The organism is Flavobacterium panacis (assembly GCF_024649945.1).
GTDB classification, from domain to species: Bacteria; Bacteroidota; Bacteroidia; order Flavobacteriales; family Flavobacteriaceae; genus Flavobacterium; species Flavobacterium panacis.
In genome coordinates this window covers 31,614-47,429 of the sequence record NZ_JANKMS010000006.1, presented here as the reverse complement: position 1 = coordinate 47,429, position 15,816 = coordinate 31,614, and the positions used below count along the sequence as shown (strand labels likewise).

General features: G+C 35.7%; 9 protein-coding genes. 6 read left to right on the top strand and 3 right to left on the bottom strand.

From position 1 onward, the window contains the following. Nucleotides 1-106 precede the first annotated feature (106 nt). The 6 genes from NQQ59_RS13850 to NQQ59_RS13825 all read left to right on the top strand — a co-directional run bounded on the left by NQQ59_RS13850 (nucleotide 107) and on the right by NQQ59_RS13825 (nucleotide 11,468). Nucleotides 107-3,109, top strand: a complete 3,003-nt coding sequence (locus NQQ59_RS13850; RefSeq protein WP_144219488.1) for a SusC/RagA family TonB-linked outer membrane protein — start codon at nucleotides 107-109, stop codon at nucleotides 3,107-3,109. A gap of 15 nt (nucleotides 3,110-3,124) precedes the next feature. After that, a complete protein-coding gene (locus tag NQQ59_RS13845) occupies nucleotides 3,125-4,645 on the top strand; it encodes a RagB/SusD family nutrient uptake outer membrane protein (protein WP_144219487.1) in 1,521 nt (506 codons plus the stop codon). Between the two features lie 500 nt (nucleotides 4,646-5,145). Beyond that, the gene (locus tag NQQ59_RS13840; RefSeq protein ID WP_144219486.1) at nucleotides 5,146-6,339 is read left to right on the top strand and encodes a glycoside hydrolase family 88 protein; all 1,194 of its coding nucleotides are present in this window, start codon (nucleotides 5,146-5,148) and stop codon (nucleotides 6,337-6,339) included. 72 nt (nucleotides 6,340-6,411) lie between these two features. Further along, a complete protein-coding gene (locus NQQ59_RS13835) occupies nucleotides 6,412-8,814 on the top strand; it encodes a glycoside hydrolase family 2 protein (RefSeq protein WP_144219485.1) in 2,403 nt (800 codons plus the stop codon). A gap of 196 nt (nucleotides 8,815-9,010) precedes the next feature. Then, nucleotides 9,011-10,807: a glycoside hydrolase family 2 protein gene (locus NQQ59_RS13830; RefSeq protein WP_144219484.1), complete on the top strand. Its 1,797-nt coding sequence runs from the start codon at nucleotides 9,011-9,013 to the stop codon at nucleotides 10,805-10,807. Nucleotides 10,808-10,904: 97 nt separating this feature from the next. Further along, on the top strand, nucleotides 10,905-11,468 hold the full coding sequence (locus tag NQQ59_RS13825; RefSeq protein WP_144219483.1) for a DUF2911 domain-containing protein: 564 nt from the start codon (nucleotides 10,905-10,907) through the stop codon (nucleotides 11,466-11,468). 192 nt (nucleotides 11,469-11,660) lie between these two features. On the opposite strand, the gene NQQ59_RS13820 is transcribed toward NQQ59_RS13825, so the two are convergent. The 3 genes from NQQ59_RS13820 to NQQ59_RS13810 are packed head-to-tail and all read right to left on the bottom strand — an operon-like array spanning nucleotide 11,661 to nucleotide 15,485. After that, on the bottom strand, nucleotides 11,661-13,862 hold the full coding sequence (locus tag NQQ59_RS13820) for a xanthine dehydrogenase family protein molybdopterin-binding subunit (protein WP_144219482.1): 2,202 nt from the start codon (nucleotides 13,860-13,862) through the stop codon (nucleotides 11,661-11,663). A gap of 7 nt (nucleotides 13,863-13,869) precedes the next feature. Next, complete coding sequence (locus NQQ59_RS13815; protein ID WP_144219481.1) at nucleotides 13,870-14,850, bottom strand: FAD binding domain-containing protein; 981 nt, start codon at nucleotides 14,848-14,850, stop codon at nucleotides 13,870-13,872. Beyond that, nucleotides 14,847-15,485: a 2Fe-2S iron-sulfur cluster-binding protein gene (locus NQQ59_RS13810; protein WP_144219480.1), complete on the bottom strand. Its 639-nt coding sequence runs from the start codon at nucleotides 15,483-15,485 to the stop codon at nucleotides 14,847-14,849. The genes NQQ59_RS13815 and NQQ59_RS13810 overlap by 4 nt, the downstream gene beginning before the upstream one ends. Nucleotides 15,486-15,816: the final 331 nt, after the last annotated feature.

Sequence of the window (15,816 nt, the reverse complement as noted above, 5' to 3'; positions counted from 1 at the left end):
AAAACAAATTTCTTATTATTACAAATTCTGTTTGTCATTATCATAATTGGAATGAGTTTATTGCTTTTCTATTTTATCTAACACTAACCTTAAAACCAAAAAATGAATGTTTAAAGAGCAACAAAACAAATCGTTTAAATGGTGCTTACTGGTCTCTTTTTTACTGGTAAATATCATGATGCAGGCACAGGAACGAAAAGTTACCGGAAAAGTAACTTCGAGCGAAGATTTACTCGGACTGCCTGGAGCAAATGTCTATATTAAAAATTCTTCTGTAGGAGCTTCTGCAGATATGGATGGAAATTATAGTGTTATAGTTTCTGAAAAAAATGCTGTTTTAGTTTTCAATTTTGTCGGCTTTCAAACTGTCGAGATTCCAGTTGGAACTAAAAACGTAATCAACGTAAGTTTAAAACCTGATACAAAAGCCCTCGACGAAGTAATTGTAGTAGGATACGGAACTCGTAAAAAGAGTGATATTACAGGATCTGTATCTTCTGTAACGGCAAAAGAATTAACTGCCTTTCCTGTTTTAAATGCCGAGCAAGCTTTACAAGGACGCGCTGCTGGTGTATCGGTACAAACCAATAATGGTGGTGAACCTGGTGCTCCAGTAAAAATTAGAGTTCGTGGTGGAACTTCTATCAATGCAAGTGGTGATGCGCTTGTTGTGGTTGATGGCTTTGCCGGCGTTGCTATGCCTGCTCCACAGGACATTGCTTCTATTGAGGTTTTAAAAGATGCATCGGCAACGGCAATTTACGGATCAAGAGGTTCAAACGGAGTTATTATGGTGACCACTAAAAAAGGGAAACCAGGAAAACCTGTAATTGAGTTTAGTAATTCTACTTCGATACAATCTGTGAACAACAAACTGCATTTATTAAATGCCGATCAATTTGCTGCTTATAGAAAAAGTTTTACTACACATACACAAGGCCCAGCAAATTCAGACTGGCAGGATATAATTTATCGCGACGGAATGATTTCGAATACACAATTGTCATTTTCTGGAGGGTCTGAAAACGTGAGATATTATGTTTCTGGAACTTATTTTAACCAAAATGGTGTTGTAATTAATTCTGGAATTGACAAATACACTATTGTAGCGAATCTTGAAGCCGATTTATCTCCTAAATTCAAAGTGGGTTTAAACACTTTTACAAGCAAACAAAACAAAGAAGGAATTATTAGCCAGACGGGAGCTGGAGGAACTGGTGCCGCGGGTGTAATTGCTTCTGCATATCGTTTTATGCCGGATAAAGGAATTTATAATGCTGATGGAACTTATACCACAACAGCGCCAATTGGAGATGATATTGATAATCCGTACGCAACGGCAATGGAGAACATTCTGGAAACCGTTAATATCGTAAACAGAAGTAATTTCTTTGCGCAATATCAAATCACAAAAGATTTAGATTTTAAAACGACTTTAGGTTTAACTGATAACAATTCGCAAACAGGAAGATTTATTCCGTCAACTCTAATTGCTGGAAAAAACATTAAAGGAGAAGCTTCTGTAAACAATACTCGATTTTCTTCTTTCCTTACAGAGAATTATTTGACTTTTAAGCGTGAAATTATCGATAGAGGAATCTTAACCGTTCTTGGTGGTTATTCGTATCAAAAAAACAAAAACGAAAATTCATACGCGGCTTCACGAGGATTTTTGACTAATACCAATTCCTATAGAAATTTAGGCGCTGGAACTGTTTTCTTAAAACCAGATTCTGGTTTGTCTGAAACAGAATTGATCTCTGCTTTTGGAAGGTTGAATTTTGATTACGACGATCGTTATTTATTGACTTTCACTGCAAGACGAGATGGCTCTTCAAGCTTTAGTAAAAACTACAAATACGGAACTTTTCCATCTGGAGCAATTGGATGGAATATTAGTAAAGAAGCTTTCTTAAAAGACAACAAAACGATTTCAAACTTAAAACTAAGAGCGAGTTACGGTGCAACAGGTAATCCTTCAATTGGGGCTTATTCTACTCTTTCGAGATTTTCTGAAATTTATTATGTAAGCGGAGATGTTATTGTAAATGCAGTTCAGTTAACTTCATTAGATAATCCGAATTTGAAATGGGAAACTTCTTATCAGCAAGATTACGGAATTGATTTGGGTTTATTTGATAACCGAATCAGTATTACAGCAGATTATTATAAAACAATTACTAAAGATTTGCTTTTTAACAGACCGCTTCCTGGAGTTTCTGGAATTGCTTCACAGCTTCAAAACGTTGGAGAATTGGAAAATAAAGGATGGGAATTGGGTATTAATACCAAAAACTTTGTTGGTGCCGATTTTACTTGGTCAACAAGCTTCAATATTTCTTCAAACAAAAACAAAGTATTGAAATTAGCCGATAACAAAGATTTATTAATTAACTCTGCTCCCGGCCATTTCTTAGCAACAGAATCTCAGATTTTAAGAGTGGGTCAGCCTGTTGGTTCTTTCTTCGGATTTGTTTATGATGGCGTAATTCAGCAAGGCGAACCCGTTTTACCTGGAAACTTTGAAACTATTGCGGGCGGAGAAAAGTTTAAAGATGTAAATGGCGACGGAAAATTAGATTCGCAGGATAAAACAATTATCGGAAATCCAAACCCTGATTTCATCTTCGGATTCAATAATGATTTCAGTTATAAAAATCTGGATTTGAATATTTTCTTTCAAGGTTCACAAGGAGGTCAAATTTTAAATTACACCTTGATGGAACTAGCATCAGGAAATAACAATGCTACAACAGAAGTTTTAGATTCTTGGACTCCAACAAATACAGATACAAACGTTCCTATTAATGCAGCGAGAACGAAAAGAATTACCTCAAGATTTGTTTACGATGGAAGTTACATTCGTTTGAAAAACATCTCTTTAGGATATAGTTTAAGCGAAAACATTGTTTCAAAAATGGGATTAAACAAAGTTCGTTTTTACATCAGTGCACAAAACCTTTGGACTATTACCAATTATCCAGGTACAGATCCTGAAACAAGCTACTTAAACGATAATAATTCAAGAAGTAACACCAATTTAGGATTAGATTATGGTGGTTATCCAAACGTAAGAACGTTTACAATGGGACTTAATGTAAAATTCTAGTTAAACAAAAATATCATGAAAAAATATATAGCTTTTCTATTCTTCGGAACACTCACTTTTTTCAGTTGTTCTGATTTGGAAGAAAAACCAGTAGGAATTATTCGACCAGAAAACTTTTTCAACAACACAGATGATTTACAGGCAGCTGTAAACGGGGCTTTTGCCAATATTGCCCATAATAATTATTGGGGAAGAGAATTTACAATTGCTTTGATGCTTCGTGACGATATGTCTGATATTGGCGACAGAACCACTCAAGCAGCGCGTATTGATGTAAACGACATGTCTATGAACGATACGAATGCGCTTGTAGCGAATTTTTGGCCACAATCTTATGTGATTATTACAGCGGCCAATCAGGCAATCGAAGGTGCGAAGAAAACACCAGGAGATCCTGCAAAGGTAAATGCAATTGTAGCACAGGCTTATTTTGCAAGAGCTTTTACGTATTATCATTTAGTTCGTCTTTTTGGAGATATTCCATACATTGATTTTGTTGTTAATGATGTCAAACAGATTAATTCTATGAGCAAAACCAAAGAAGCTGATGTTTATCCAAAAATTATCGCCGATTTGGAATTTGCAAAACAATGGCTGGAAGATAAACCAAAAGTAAAAGCCGTTCCTGGAAAAGGGACAGCGGCAGGATATTTAGCTTCTGTTTATTTGACTTTAGGAAATTTTCAAAAAGCCTATGACGAAGCAAAATATGTGATTACAAACGAAGCCAAATTTGGTTTAGGTTTAGATGCAGATTTTCAGGATTTATTCAACGCTACAAAAACAGCTTCTCTAAAAGAACCACTTTTTACTGTTGATTTTAACAACTTAACATCAGGAAATTACGGTCAAGATTATACAGCATTTTTTACAGGTTCTTTAAAAGATGACAGTTACAGTTACGGACAAGGTTTCTCGGTTGCTGTTCCTTCTTTAAAAGTATTCAATACTTGGGATCAGAGAGATTATAGAAGAGCCGTGAGTTTTGATACGATTATCAGAAAGAAAACAGGTCCAGGCGGCGCTTTACAGGTTTATCCTTCAAGTGATAACGAAAAAGCACCTCGTCCGCATATTGCAAAATATTTCCGCTTTCCTGGAAAAGCAGGTGCTAACGGTAGAACTTCTCAGCACAATTACATCACAATGCGTTTTGCAGAAGTTTTATTAACCGCAGCCGAAGCATTAAACGAAATCACTCCAGGAACTACAGAAGCAGATGGCTACGTAAATCGTGTTCGTGCAAGAGCAAGAAACAAAGCGGGTAAATTGGTTTCTTTTCCAGCAAATGTAACTCCGGGACTTTCTCAGGCTGATTTTAGAAAAATGGTTATCGATGAAAGAAGATTAGAATTGGCTTTTGAATATGTAAGATGGTACGATATCAAAAGACTAAAAATAGGACCAGAAGTATTTGGACCAAATGGTTTAGAACCGCATGCTAATTTTGATTCAAACAAAGATTATTTATGGCCATTGCCTGGAACAGAATTGGCTATTAATCCGAATTTAAAACCGAATAATCCTGGTTATTGATTGAACGCGGATGACACGGATTTGCTATCGCAAAGACTCAGATTTTAACGGATTTTTTTATTGCGTTACGCTTTAATTGGTTTCCCGCAGATTTTGCAGATTGAGCAGATTTATTTTAAAGATCTAATTTTTTATATTTTTTTTAATAACCTGCGTGAAGTAAAAATCTCCAAAATCTCCAAAATCTGCGAAATCTGCGAGAGAAAAAATTTTTACACAGATTTTAATGGATTTTTATTCTCTTGAATTTTGGTTTCACGCAGATTAAAAGGGATTTTAGCAGATAACGCAGATTTAGTTTTCTAGCAAATAAATTCAAAATCTATCTGTCTGCGGATGAAATAAAAAATCTGCAAAATCTGCGAGAGAAAATTTTTTTGCACAGATTGTAAAAACAAAAAAATCCTTTTTAAATCTGCTTTAATCTGTAAAAATCTGCGTGAAACAAAAAATCTGTATAAATCAGCGTCCTAAAAAATCACGATTACAAAATATTTAATATGAAGAATATCAATTTCATTTCTTTAATTCTTGGGTTTGCATCGCTGGTTACAGCATGCAAATCAAGAATTAATTCTCAAACCAAAACTACCTCAGCTGCGACAGAAAAACTGGAAACACGTTACAAAATGTTACTAGATTATCCAGCCGATTCAATGTCAATGCCGAGAAGCATGAATGTCAAAACGCTTGAAATTCGTAAAGTACCGTCGAGAGATTGGACAAGTGGTTTCTTCGCTGGAAATCTTTGGCAATTATACCGTTTAACAGGCGATTCAAAATACAAAGAACAAGCTCAAAAATGGACTCCTTTCAGCAAAAAAGAAAGTGTCAATAGTAATTCGCATGACGTAGGTTTTAAAGTGTTTTGCAGTTTTGGAGAAGCTCTAAAAGTGGAAAACAAGAAAGAATACGAAGCAGTAATTGTGAAAGGCGCAGAAACTATATGCAAAAGGTTTAATCCAAAAGTGGGTTCAATTCGTTCTTGGGATTTCAACAAAGAAATTTGGGATTATCCCGTAATCATTGACAACATGATGAATTTGGAATTGCTTTTCGAAGCTTCTAAAATATCTGGAAATCCAAAATATCGTAATGTCGCCATTCAGCATGCTAATACGACTTTAAAAAACCAATTTAGAGAAGACAATTCTTGCTATCACGTAATTGACTATAATCCGACAACAGGCGAAGTGAGAAAGAAAACAACGCTTCAAGGTTACAATGACGATTCGGTTTGGGCGCGCGGTCAGGCTTGGGCAGTTTACGGATTTACTATGTCGTATCGTTATACCAAAGACCCAGCTTATTTGAATCAAGCTGAAGGAACAGCACATTATTTTATGGTGAATAAAAATCTGCCAGAAGATGGAATTCCATACTGGGATTTTAAAGATCCAAGTATTCCAAACGCTCCTAGAGATGTTTCTGCCGCAATGGTTATGGCTTCAGGATTATACGAATTGTATACTTACACCAAAAACAAAAGTTATTTGGCTTTCGCCGATAAACTAATGGCTTCCGTGCAAACAGATCAATATATTTTGGATACACAAATTAAAGCTCCTTTCCTATTCGATCACAGTACTGGAAACTGGCCAAAACACGACGAAATTGACGAACCAATAATCTACGCTGATTATTATTTTTTAGAAGCTTTAATAAAGGGACAAAGGCTCAAAGGTTCAAAGTAACAAAGGTTTTGAATCCTTGAACCTTTGAGCCAGAAAACCTTTGAACCTCTGTAACTATGAACCTATGTACCTATGAATAAAACTTTTCCAATTTTTGCGCTTTTTGTTTTGTTTCAAATTTGTCTGAGCAGCAGTTTTGCTCAGACAAAGACGAACATTAATGACAATTGGCTTTATTTAGAAAATCATACATCAAACCTCAACGAAGCACAGAAAGCTTCAAATTGGGTTTCATTAAATTTACCTCACACTTGGAATGCTGAAGATGCAACCGATTTAATGCCTGGTTACCGACGCGATGCAAGTTGGTACCAAAAGAAACTCAACATTTCTAAAATCGATTCAAATCGAGTTTATTCTCTATATTTTGAAGGATCAAATGTAACGACTAAAGTGTATGTAAACGGCAAAGAAGCTGGTTCACATATTGGCGGTTATATTGGTTTTTCTATCGATATTACGAAATTAATCAAAGACGGAAACAACGAAATTTTTGTTCGAGTAGATAATAGTTATGATATTGAAGTTATTCCTTCTCAAAAAAGTGATTTCTTTATTTACGGCGGAATCACGCGCGATGTTTGGTTGATTTCGAAATACAAAAATCATATCGACAATATCAAAATCACTACTCCAGAAGTTTCGGCTAAAAAAACTTCTGTGCAAATCGTTTCTTCTATTGTAAATCCTGATAATTCGAAGGATTTATCATTGACGATAACATTAAAAAATCCGAAAGGAAAAAAAATAGCAAGCAAAACAATTCCAGTTTCGGATAAAACTTCGACTATCACCTTCGAAAACATCAAAAACCCAGAACTTTGGGATACTGAAAAACCGAATTTATACAAACTGACGGCTTCTTTATCTGAAAAAAATCAAATTAAAGACAGCATTACCGAGAAAGTAGGTTTTAGATGGTTTGAGTTTAAAGATCATGGCCCTTTTTACCTTAACGGAAAACGTCTATTAATTCGCGGAACGCACCGTCATGAAGAACAAGCCGGAGTTGGCGCAGCAATGACCAACGAACAACATTGGGCAGATATGAAATCGATAAAAGAAATGGGCGCAAACTTTGTCCGTTTGGCACATTATCCACAAGATCCAGAAGTTTACAAAGCTTGCGACGAATTAGGTTTATTGGTTTGGGATGAATTGCCTTGGTGTCGTGGTGGCATTGGAAACGAAGTTTGGAAAACCAATGCCAAAAATATACTGGAAGAAATCATCAATCAAAATTATAACCATCCGAGTATTATTATCTGGTCTTTAGGAAATGAAATTAATTGGCTTCCAGATTTTCCTGATGGAGATAATGCAGAAAAAACGAATGCCTTTTTGACCGAATTGAATGATATCGCACACAAACTAGATCCGACAAGAAAAACGGCTATTAGAAAATATTACGAGGGTTCACATATTGTAGATGTTTTTTCTCCTTCGATTTGGTCGGGTTGGTATTCTGGAAGTTACAAAAGCTATCAAAAAGCAATTGATGTTTATAAGAAAGAATACAAACATTTCATTCATGCCGAATATGGTGGAGATAGTCATGTGGGCCGTCACAGCGAAAATCCCATTACTGGAGAAAATATCATAAAAGCCGAAGGCTGGGAAGAAGCGATTGTACAGACTAAAGTCGCAAACATTGCTCAAATTGGCGATTGGAGCGAAAATTATATAGTTGATTTGTTTGACTGGCATTTACATATATCCGAGAATGACCCAACTTTTGTGGGAAATGTTCAATGGGCATTTAAGGATTTTGCAACGCCGTTACGTCCAGAAGATGATATTCCGTACATGAATCAAAAAGGGCTTACAGATCGAAACGGAGTTCCGAAAGATGCGTATTATGTTTTTAAAAGTTATTGGGCAAAGGAACCTTTCACGTACATCGAATCGCATACATGGACAGAACGCCAAGGTCCTGAAAATACTCCGAGAACAATCAGCGTTTTCAGTAATTGCGATAAAGTAACATTGTCTCATAACGGAAAATCATTAGGAGAAAAACAGCGAAATCTTGCGCTGTATCCTGCAAATGGTTTGACTTGGGATATCAATTTTACTAAAGGTGAAAATGTTTTAATTGCCATTGGAAAAACAAAAGAAGGAAAAACAGTTTCAGATACACTGAAAGTAAATTATCGTTTCAATAAAAATGATACAGCAGTTTCTCTACAATTATCATCAGAGAAATTAAAAAACGGAAATTATTTAGTAACCGCAATTGCTATTGACAATAACAATTTACGTTGTTTAGATTATGAAGCGAGTGTTTATTTTCAATGTTTAAAGGGAGGAAAAACACTGAAAAATCAAGGAACACCAACTGGAAGCGAATCTATCAGAATGGCAAATGGAAAAGCTTCTATCGAAGTGATTCCTGATGGTTCTAATGCTCCAATAGAAATGACGGCATTGAATCAAAGTTTTAAGGGTGAATATTTGAGGATTCCTGTTGAGTAAGAATTATTGCCACAAAGACGCTAAGACACTAAGTTTTTTAATCTCTCGCAGATTTTGCAGATTGAGCAGACTTATTAGATAGTTTTTCATCCTAACAAAACTTTGCGATTTAGCGACTTTGCGAGAACAAAAAAATAAAAACCTTCGTGCCTTAGCGCCTTTGTGGCAAAACAAACAAAAACAAATTAATATAAAAATGAAAAAACTATTAACCGCATTACTCCTTACCTCTACCTTTCTCGGATTTGCACAAAACCTAATCTCCAATGTTCCGAATCGAAATACCACTTCACTAAACGGAGTTTGGAATTACATTATCGATCCGTATCAAACTGGATTTTACAGCTTTCATTTAGATCAATACGATAAACAGGAAAAACCAGCAAAAGGAGCTTTCTTCAGTAATTATCATGCTCAAAACAAACAGGAATTGGTAGAATATGATTTTGACAAATCACCAACAATCACGATTCCAAGCGATTGGAACTCTCAGGTTCCAGAACTCAAATATTATGAAGGAAACGTATGGTTCAAAAAGTCTTTCGATTATAATTTGGCTGCCAAAAAACGTCTTTTTTTATATTTGGGCGCAATCAATTACAAAGCCGATGTTTATTTAAACGGAAAAAAACTTGGAACGCATGAAGGTGGTTTTACGCCATTTAATTACGAAGTGACTTCGATTGTACAGCCAAAAGATAATTATTTGGTTATAAAAGTGGACAACACTCGACATAAAGAAGATGTTCCAACTGTAAATACCGATTGGTGGAATTATGGTGGTATAACTCGCGATGTAACGTTGATTGAAGAAGAAGCTTCATTTGTAGAAGATAATACTATTCAGCTGAAAAAAGGCAACGCGAATGTTATTTCTGGTTTTATCAAAATCAATAATTTAGAAGCTTCTCAAAATAATGTTTCGATTTCGATTCCAGAATTAAAAATCAATTTTAAAGGAAAAGCAGATGCTCAGGGAATTTTAAACTTCGAAGTTACAGCTAAAAAAATCTCGTATTGGTCACCTGAAAATCCGAAATTATACGAGGTAACGATTGACTTTAACGGAAAAAAATTAAAAGATCAAATTGGTTTTAGAACCATCGAAACCAAAGAAGATAAAATTCTGCTGAACGGAAAACCAATCTTTTTACGTGGTATTTCAATTCATGAAGAAAATGCTAAAGGTGGACGTGCAAATTCGCAAGAAGATGCTTTACGTTTACTAAACTGGGCAAAAGAATTAGGTTGTAATTATGTTCGTTTGGCACATTATCCGCACAATGAAAATATCATTCGCGAAGCTGATAAAATGGGAATCATGGTTTGGGAAGAAATTCCAGTGTATTGGACAGTAGAATTTACGAATAAAAACACGTATCAAAATGCCGAAGATCAATTAACTGCTTCAATTATTAGAGATAAAAACAGAGCGAGCATTATTATTTGGTCAATGGCAAATGAGACTCCGATTTCTGATGCTAGAAATACGTTCATCAAAAATTTAGCTTCACACACTAGATCATTAGATAACACAAGATTAATCAGCGCTGCTTTGTTGACTAAAAAAGAAACCATTGATGATCCAATTGGTGAAGTTTTAGATGTTGTGGCTTTCAATCAATATTTGGGCTGGTACGGTGGCAATCTGGAAGATGCTGAGAAGATAACTTGGAAATCTAAATACAACAAACCCATTATTGTTTCTGAATTTGGAGGTGATGCTAAAGCGGGTTTTCATGGAGAGAAAAACGAACGCTGGACAGAAGAATATCAGGAATACTTATATATTCAGAATTTAAAAATGATTGAAAAGATTCCTCACTTAAGTGGCACAAGTCCGTGGATTTTGGTTGATTTTAGATCACCGAAAAGATTGCTTCCAGGAATTCAGGACGGATACAATCGAAAAGGTTTAATTTCGAATGACGGTGAAAAGAAAAAAGCATTTTACATTATGCAGAATTGGTATGCTAAAAAGAAAAATGAATAAAACTATTACCAATTCATTAACAAAAAACAAATTGTAAATTATATGATTTTCCTTCATTATTAACTTACTTTGTAGTTATTCTAAAAATTGTAATCCTATGAAAAAAATTTATTTACTGGCAGTTACCTTGTTTGCTGCCTTTACAGTTCAGGCACAAGATGTAGTGAAATTTGCTCCATTAGACAATAGTCCTGTTGATATTTCTTATTTCCCAAACAAAGCAGTTAAATTCAAAAAAACAGATAATCCAAATCCGGTTATCAAAGTTACTTATGCTAGACCTTCTGCAAAAGGAAGAACTATTTTTGGTGATGTTGTAAAATTTGGAGAAATCTGGAGAGTTGGTGCTAACGAAAATACAGAAATCAAATTCTACAAAGACGTAACAATTGGAGGCAAAAAAGTTCCTGCTGGATACTACAGTTTTTTTGCTATTCCAGAAAAAGACAAATGGACAATTATCATCAATAAAGAATTGGATTTATGGGGTGGTTATGCGTATGATGAAAGCAAAGATGTAGTTAGAGTTTCTGTTCCAGTTAAACCAGTATCTACGCCAGTTGAAGCTTTATCTATTGCTTTTACAACTCAAGGTAATATAGCTAATTTAGTTATTGGATGGGACAAAACAACTGTTGAGTTGCCTATTACGATTAAATAAGTTTTAATGCTATATGCCACAAAGGCACAAAGTCGCAAAGTTTTTTTTTAAGCTTTGCGATTTTTTTTGCCACGAATTACACGAATTTCCACAAATTTAAAATTATCAATTGGAAGAAAAAATTAGTGCAAATTCGTGTAATTCGTGGCTATAAAAAAATCATTTTAAATCTTTTAATCTGTGGCTAAAAATTTAAGCAACAGTTTCTATAATCTTATCCAATGTAATTGGTAAATCTCGAACACGTTTTCCTGTGGCATTAAAAACGGCATTTGCAATTGCAGGCGCCATTCCCACTAAAGCCGTTTCTCCCAAACCTTTTGTTCCCATCGGATTGCTGATTGGGTCTTTTTTGTTTACGAAAAACACTTCCTGCTTTTCAATATCTGCATTTACAGGAACATGATAATCAGCGAAATTATTATTAATCGGACGACCAAAACGATGATCAATTTCCAACGCTTCCATTAATCCCATTCCGATTCCACCAACAGCACCGCCAAACATTTGCCCTGCAGAAGTTTTCTGACTGATAACGGTTCCAATATCAGCACAAGAAACCACATGCGCCAATCTAATTTTACCTAGATTTGGATTCACTAAAACTTTTACAAAATGAACTGAAAACGAATAAATCGAATATTTCTTTGCTTCTTCAGCAGCTTTAGAAAGATTTTCTACTTCGAAATCTTCTAATTTATTACTACTCAAAAGCGTAGCTAATGTAACCGATTTTGATTTGTCTTTTTTAGAAGAAACAGCACCATTTTCAAAAGTCAAATCTGTAATTGCGATTCCTTTTAAAGCAGAATTTTTACTTCCTAATTCAATTATTTTATTTACTAATAAATTACAGGCATCATGCACCGCAGAACCTACAGAAGAAGTCGTTGCAGAACCTCCTTGCGTAGGCCCTTTTGGCAATCCGCTTTTTCCCATTTCGATAATGACATTTTCTGATGGTAGCCCAATTACTTCAGCGCCAATTGCCGTCATCATGGTTGCTGTTCCAGGTCCCATGTCATTTACACTGCATTGCAGAACTAAATCTCCATTGGCTAAGAATTTCGCTTTTACTGAAGTTGGACTTCTATAACAGCCAAAAGTTCCTGTTCCCATTCCGTAACCTACTAGCCAGTTTCCTTCTTTTACAGAACCTGGTTCGTTTTTACGATTGTTCCAGCCAATGCGTTCCATTCCCGCTTCGTAACATTCTAAAAGAAATTTACTGCTCCACGGTTTATTTTGTTCCTGATCTTTTTCAGCGTAATTGCGTTTTCTGAATTCAATCGGATCTAAGTTTAATTTATACGCTAATTCGTCCATTGCAGATTCTAAAGCGAAAGAACCTGTTGCTTCTCCTGGACCACGCATCCAAATTGGTGTGCAAGTATCCAAAGGCACAATTCTGTAACGCGTAGAAACGTTTGGACAATCGTAAATAAATCGAGACATGTTTACAGTTCCTTCCATGAAATCTTCGTAGCTCGAAGTCATGGCAACCGCTTCATGCGTTAATCCAGTTAGTTTTCCATCTTTTGTAGCGCCTAATCCCATTTTTTGGATGGTGTAAGGTCTAAAACCTACATTGGTAAACATTTGCTCTCGATGCAAAACCAATTTTACGGGACGATTTAATTTTTTTGCACCAATCAAAGCGGCAATTTCATATGGCCAAGTGTGCAATCCCATTCCGAAAGCGCCTCCAATGTATTCTGCATGTACCTCAACATCTTCCACAGGAACATCAAAAACTCCTGCTACACTTCTGCGAGTTCCTTCAACACCTTGACTTTTCGTGTATAAAATCGGTTTGTTTCCGTCCCATTTCGCAATGATATTGGCTAATTCCATTGGATTATGAACTTCAGTTGGAATCGTGTATTCGGTTTCTAAAACAACCTCAGCATTTTTATAACCGTCATGTTCACCGCGATGGTAATCATTTCCTTTATCGGTATCTATTTTTCTTTCCTTATCAGCTGCTTTATGCAATTCTGTTGAATGTTCTTCTTTAAAATAATCTGCTTTGACCAAACTTGCCGCATAACGCATACGCTCAAAACTATCCGCAATTACCAAAGCAATTGGCTGATCGTAATACAAAACCGAATCATCTTTAAAAATCTGAAGCGGCTGACCAAAATTTCGTTTGTCTTTTGCTTTTTGATAACCAGAAGGTTTATCTACATTCAAATGCGTAATTACCGCCAAAACTCCTGGTGCCCATTCTGCCTTTTTAGTGTCAATGGTTTTGATTCTTCCTTTGGCAATAGTACTTCCCACAAGGCAGGCATAGACCACACCTGTTGTTTTATATTCGGCTGAATAAGTTGCAGAACCTGTTACTTTAGCAAATCCGTCAACTCTATTAATATTACTTGTCTTGCTCATAATTTAATTATTTTGATGCTGCTATTGTAAGTGCTTCTGTTACTGCGTTTCCTCCAAGCGTTAGTTTAAAATCATTGTCGCCATATCCTCTGGCTCCTTTCATAGACAAATCGCCTGCTTGTTTAAATACATCTTCTGAAATGCTTTTTCCTTTCAGGAATTTTTCTGTTTCCGTCAATCTCCAAGGTTTATGTGCCACACCACCCATTGCCAGTCTGACATCATTTATTTTATTATTTTTAATATCCAAAGCCACCGCAACAGATACCAATGCAAAAGCATAACTTGTTCTGTCACGAACTTTTAGATAATGAACATTTTTAGTGAAAATATTATCGGGAATTTCAACAGAAGTAATTAATTCTCTTTCATCCAATTTATTGTCTTTTTCAGGCGTATTTCCTGGAAGACGATGGAAATCCGTAAAATCGATTTCTCGTTTTCCTTTTGGACCTTCGACCAAAACTTTCGCATCAAGTGCAGCCAAAGCAACACACATATCACTTGGGTGAACGGCAATACAACTATCTGAAGCGCCAAAAATAGCGTGCATTCTGTTTGAACCGCCAATTGCCCCGCATCCACTTTTTGGAGTACGTTTGTTGCAAGGCATATCGGTATTATAAAAATAAGAACATCTGGTACGCTGCAACATATTTCCTCCTACAGTTGCCATGTGGCGAATCTGTTGAGAAGCTCCTGCCGCTAAAGCCAATGCCAGCAAAGGATATTTTTCTTTTATGGAAGCATCTTCGGCAACCTGACTGTTTTTAGCCAATGCGCCAATTGAAACCTTTCCTTTTAAGAACTCGATTTTCTTTAAATCCAATCCATTGATGTCAACCAGTTTGTCTGGCGCTACAATGTTCTTCTTCATTAAATCAACTAGATTCGTTCCTCCAGCGATAAACATCGAAGAATTATCTTTGGCTTTTCCTGTAACTGCTGATGAAGACGACAAGGCTTTAATTATCTGAAAGTTTTTCATATTTCCTTCCCTCCTTCCTTAACTTCAGTTATAGCGTCAACAATATTGTGATAAGCGCCACATCTACAGATGTTACCACTCATATATTCGCTAATTTCTTCTCTACTGTTGGCATGACCTTCTTTGATACAGGCAATTCCCGACATAATTTGTCCCGGAGTACAGTAGCCACATTGAAAACCATCGTGTTTGATAAAAGCTTCCTGCATTGGATGCAGTTTTTTACCTTTTGAAAGTCCTTCGATTGTGGTAACCTGTGCATTTTGCTGCATCGTTGCCAGAGAAAGACAAGATAAAATTCTTGTTCCGTTTACGTGAACTGTACAGGCACCACATTGTCCGTGGTCGCAACCTTTTTTGGTTCCTGTAAGCTGTAATTGTTCACGAAGTAAATCAAGCAAAGTGGTTCTTGGCTCGATGTTTAAATTGTGTTTTGTGCCATTTACTTCAATAGAAAGCGGTACGGTTTCTAAATACTCCGCAATTTTTTCGTCCCATTTCTTATCCGAAGCCATAACCAATGAAGGTGGCGTCAGAGCAAGAGCGGTAAAAAGTCCTGATTTCTTGATAAAGTCACGACGCGAGCTAGCATCTTCGGGCGTAACTTTATTCTGATTTGTTTTTTTAGAAGCCATTCAGTCTATTTGTTAAATTAGCAAATTCACTTTTGTATTCTAACAAATTTAATCATCTTCTATCACAAAAAGTTATGAAATTCAAACAGTACTCTTATTTAGAATAATTACAATTTCGTTTTTTTCAACCGCAAAGCACACTTAAATAAAAAAAAATCTTGCAAAGTCGCAGAGACGCAAAATTTTTTAAACCATATAAGTTATATAAGTTCAATTAAGAGAAAAAACTTAAAATTTCTTATATAACTTATATGGTTATTTATTTGCATTAAACTTTGCGTCTCTGCGACTTTGCGAGATTATAAAATTGTATTTTTACCATATTAAGCCC

What these genes read in the sequence shown, in the direction of transcription:
- NQQ59_RS13810 (WP_144219480.1), bottom strand. Translation starts at nt 15,485, where the DNA reads ATGGCTTCTAAAAAAACAAATCAGAATAAAGTTACGCCCGAAGATGCT.
- NQQ59_RS13815 (WP_144219481.1), bottom strand. Translation starts at nt 14,850, where the DNA reads ATGAAAAACTTTCAGATAATTAAAGCCTTGTCGTCTTCATCAGCAGTT.
- NQQ59_RS13825 (WP_144219483.1), top strand. Translation starts at nt 10,905, where the DNA reads ATGAAAAAAATTTATTTACTGGCAGTTACCTTGTTTGCTGCCTTTACA.
- NQQ59_RS13840 (WP_144219486.1), top strand. Translation starts at nt 5,146, where the DNA reads ATGAAGAATATCAATTTCATTTCTTTAATTCTTGGGTTTGCATCGCTG.
- NQQ59_RS13845 (WP_144219487.1), top strand. Translation starts at nt 3,125, where the DNA reads ATGAAAAAATATATAGCTTTTCTATTCTTCGGAACACTCACTTTTTTC.
- NQQ59_RS13820 (WP_144219482.1), bottom strand. Translation starts at nt 13,862, where the DNA reads ATGAGCAAGACAAGTAATATTAATAGAGTTGACGGATTTGCTAAAGTA.
- NQQ59_RS13830 (WP_144219484.1), top strand. Translation starts at nt 9,011, where the DNA reads ATGAAAAAACTATTAACCGCATTACTCCTTACCTCTACCTTTCTCGGA.
- NQQ59_RS13850 (WP_144219488.1), top strand. Translation starts at nt 107, where the DNA reads ATGTTTAAAGAGCAACAAAACAAATCGTTTAAATGGTGCTTACTGGTC.
- NQQ59_RS13835 (WP_144219485.1), top strand. Translation starts at nt 6,412, where the DNA reads ATGAATAAAACTTTTCCAATTTTTGCGCTTTTTGTTTTGTTTCAAATT.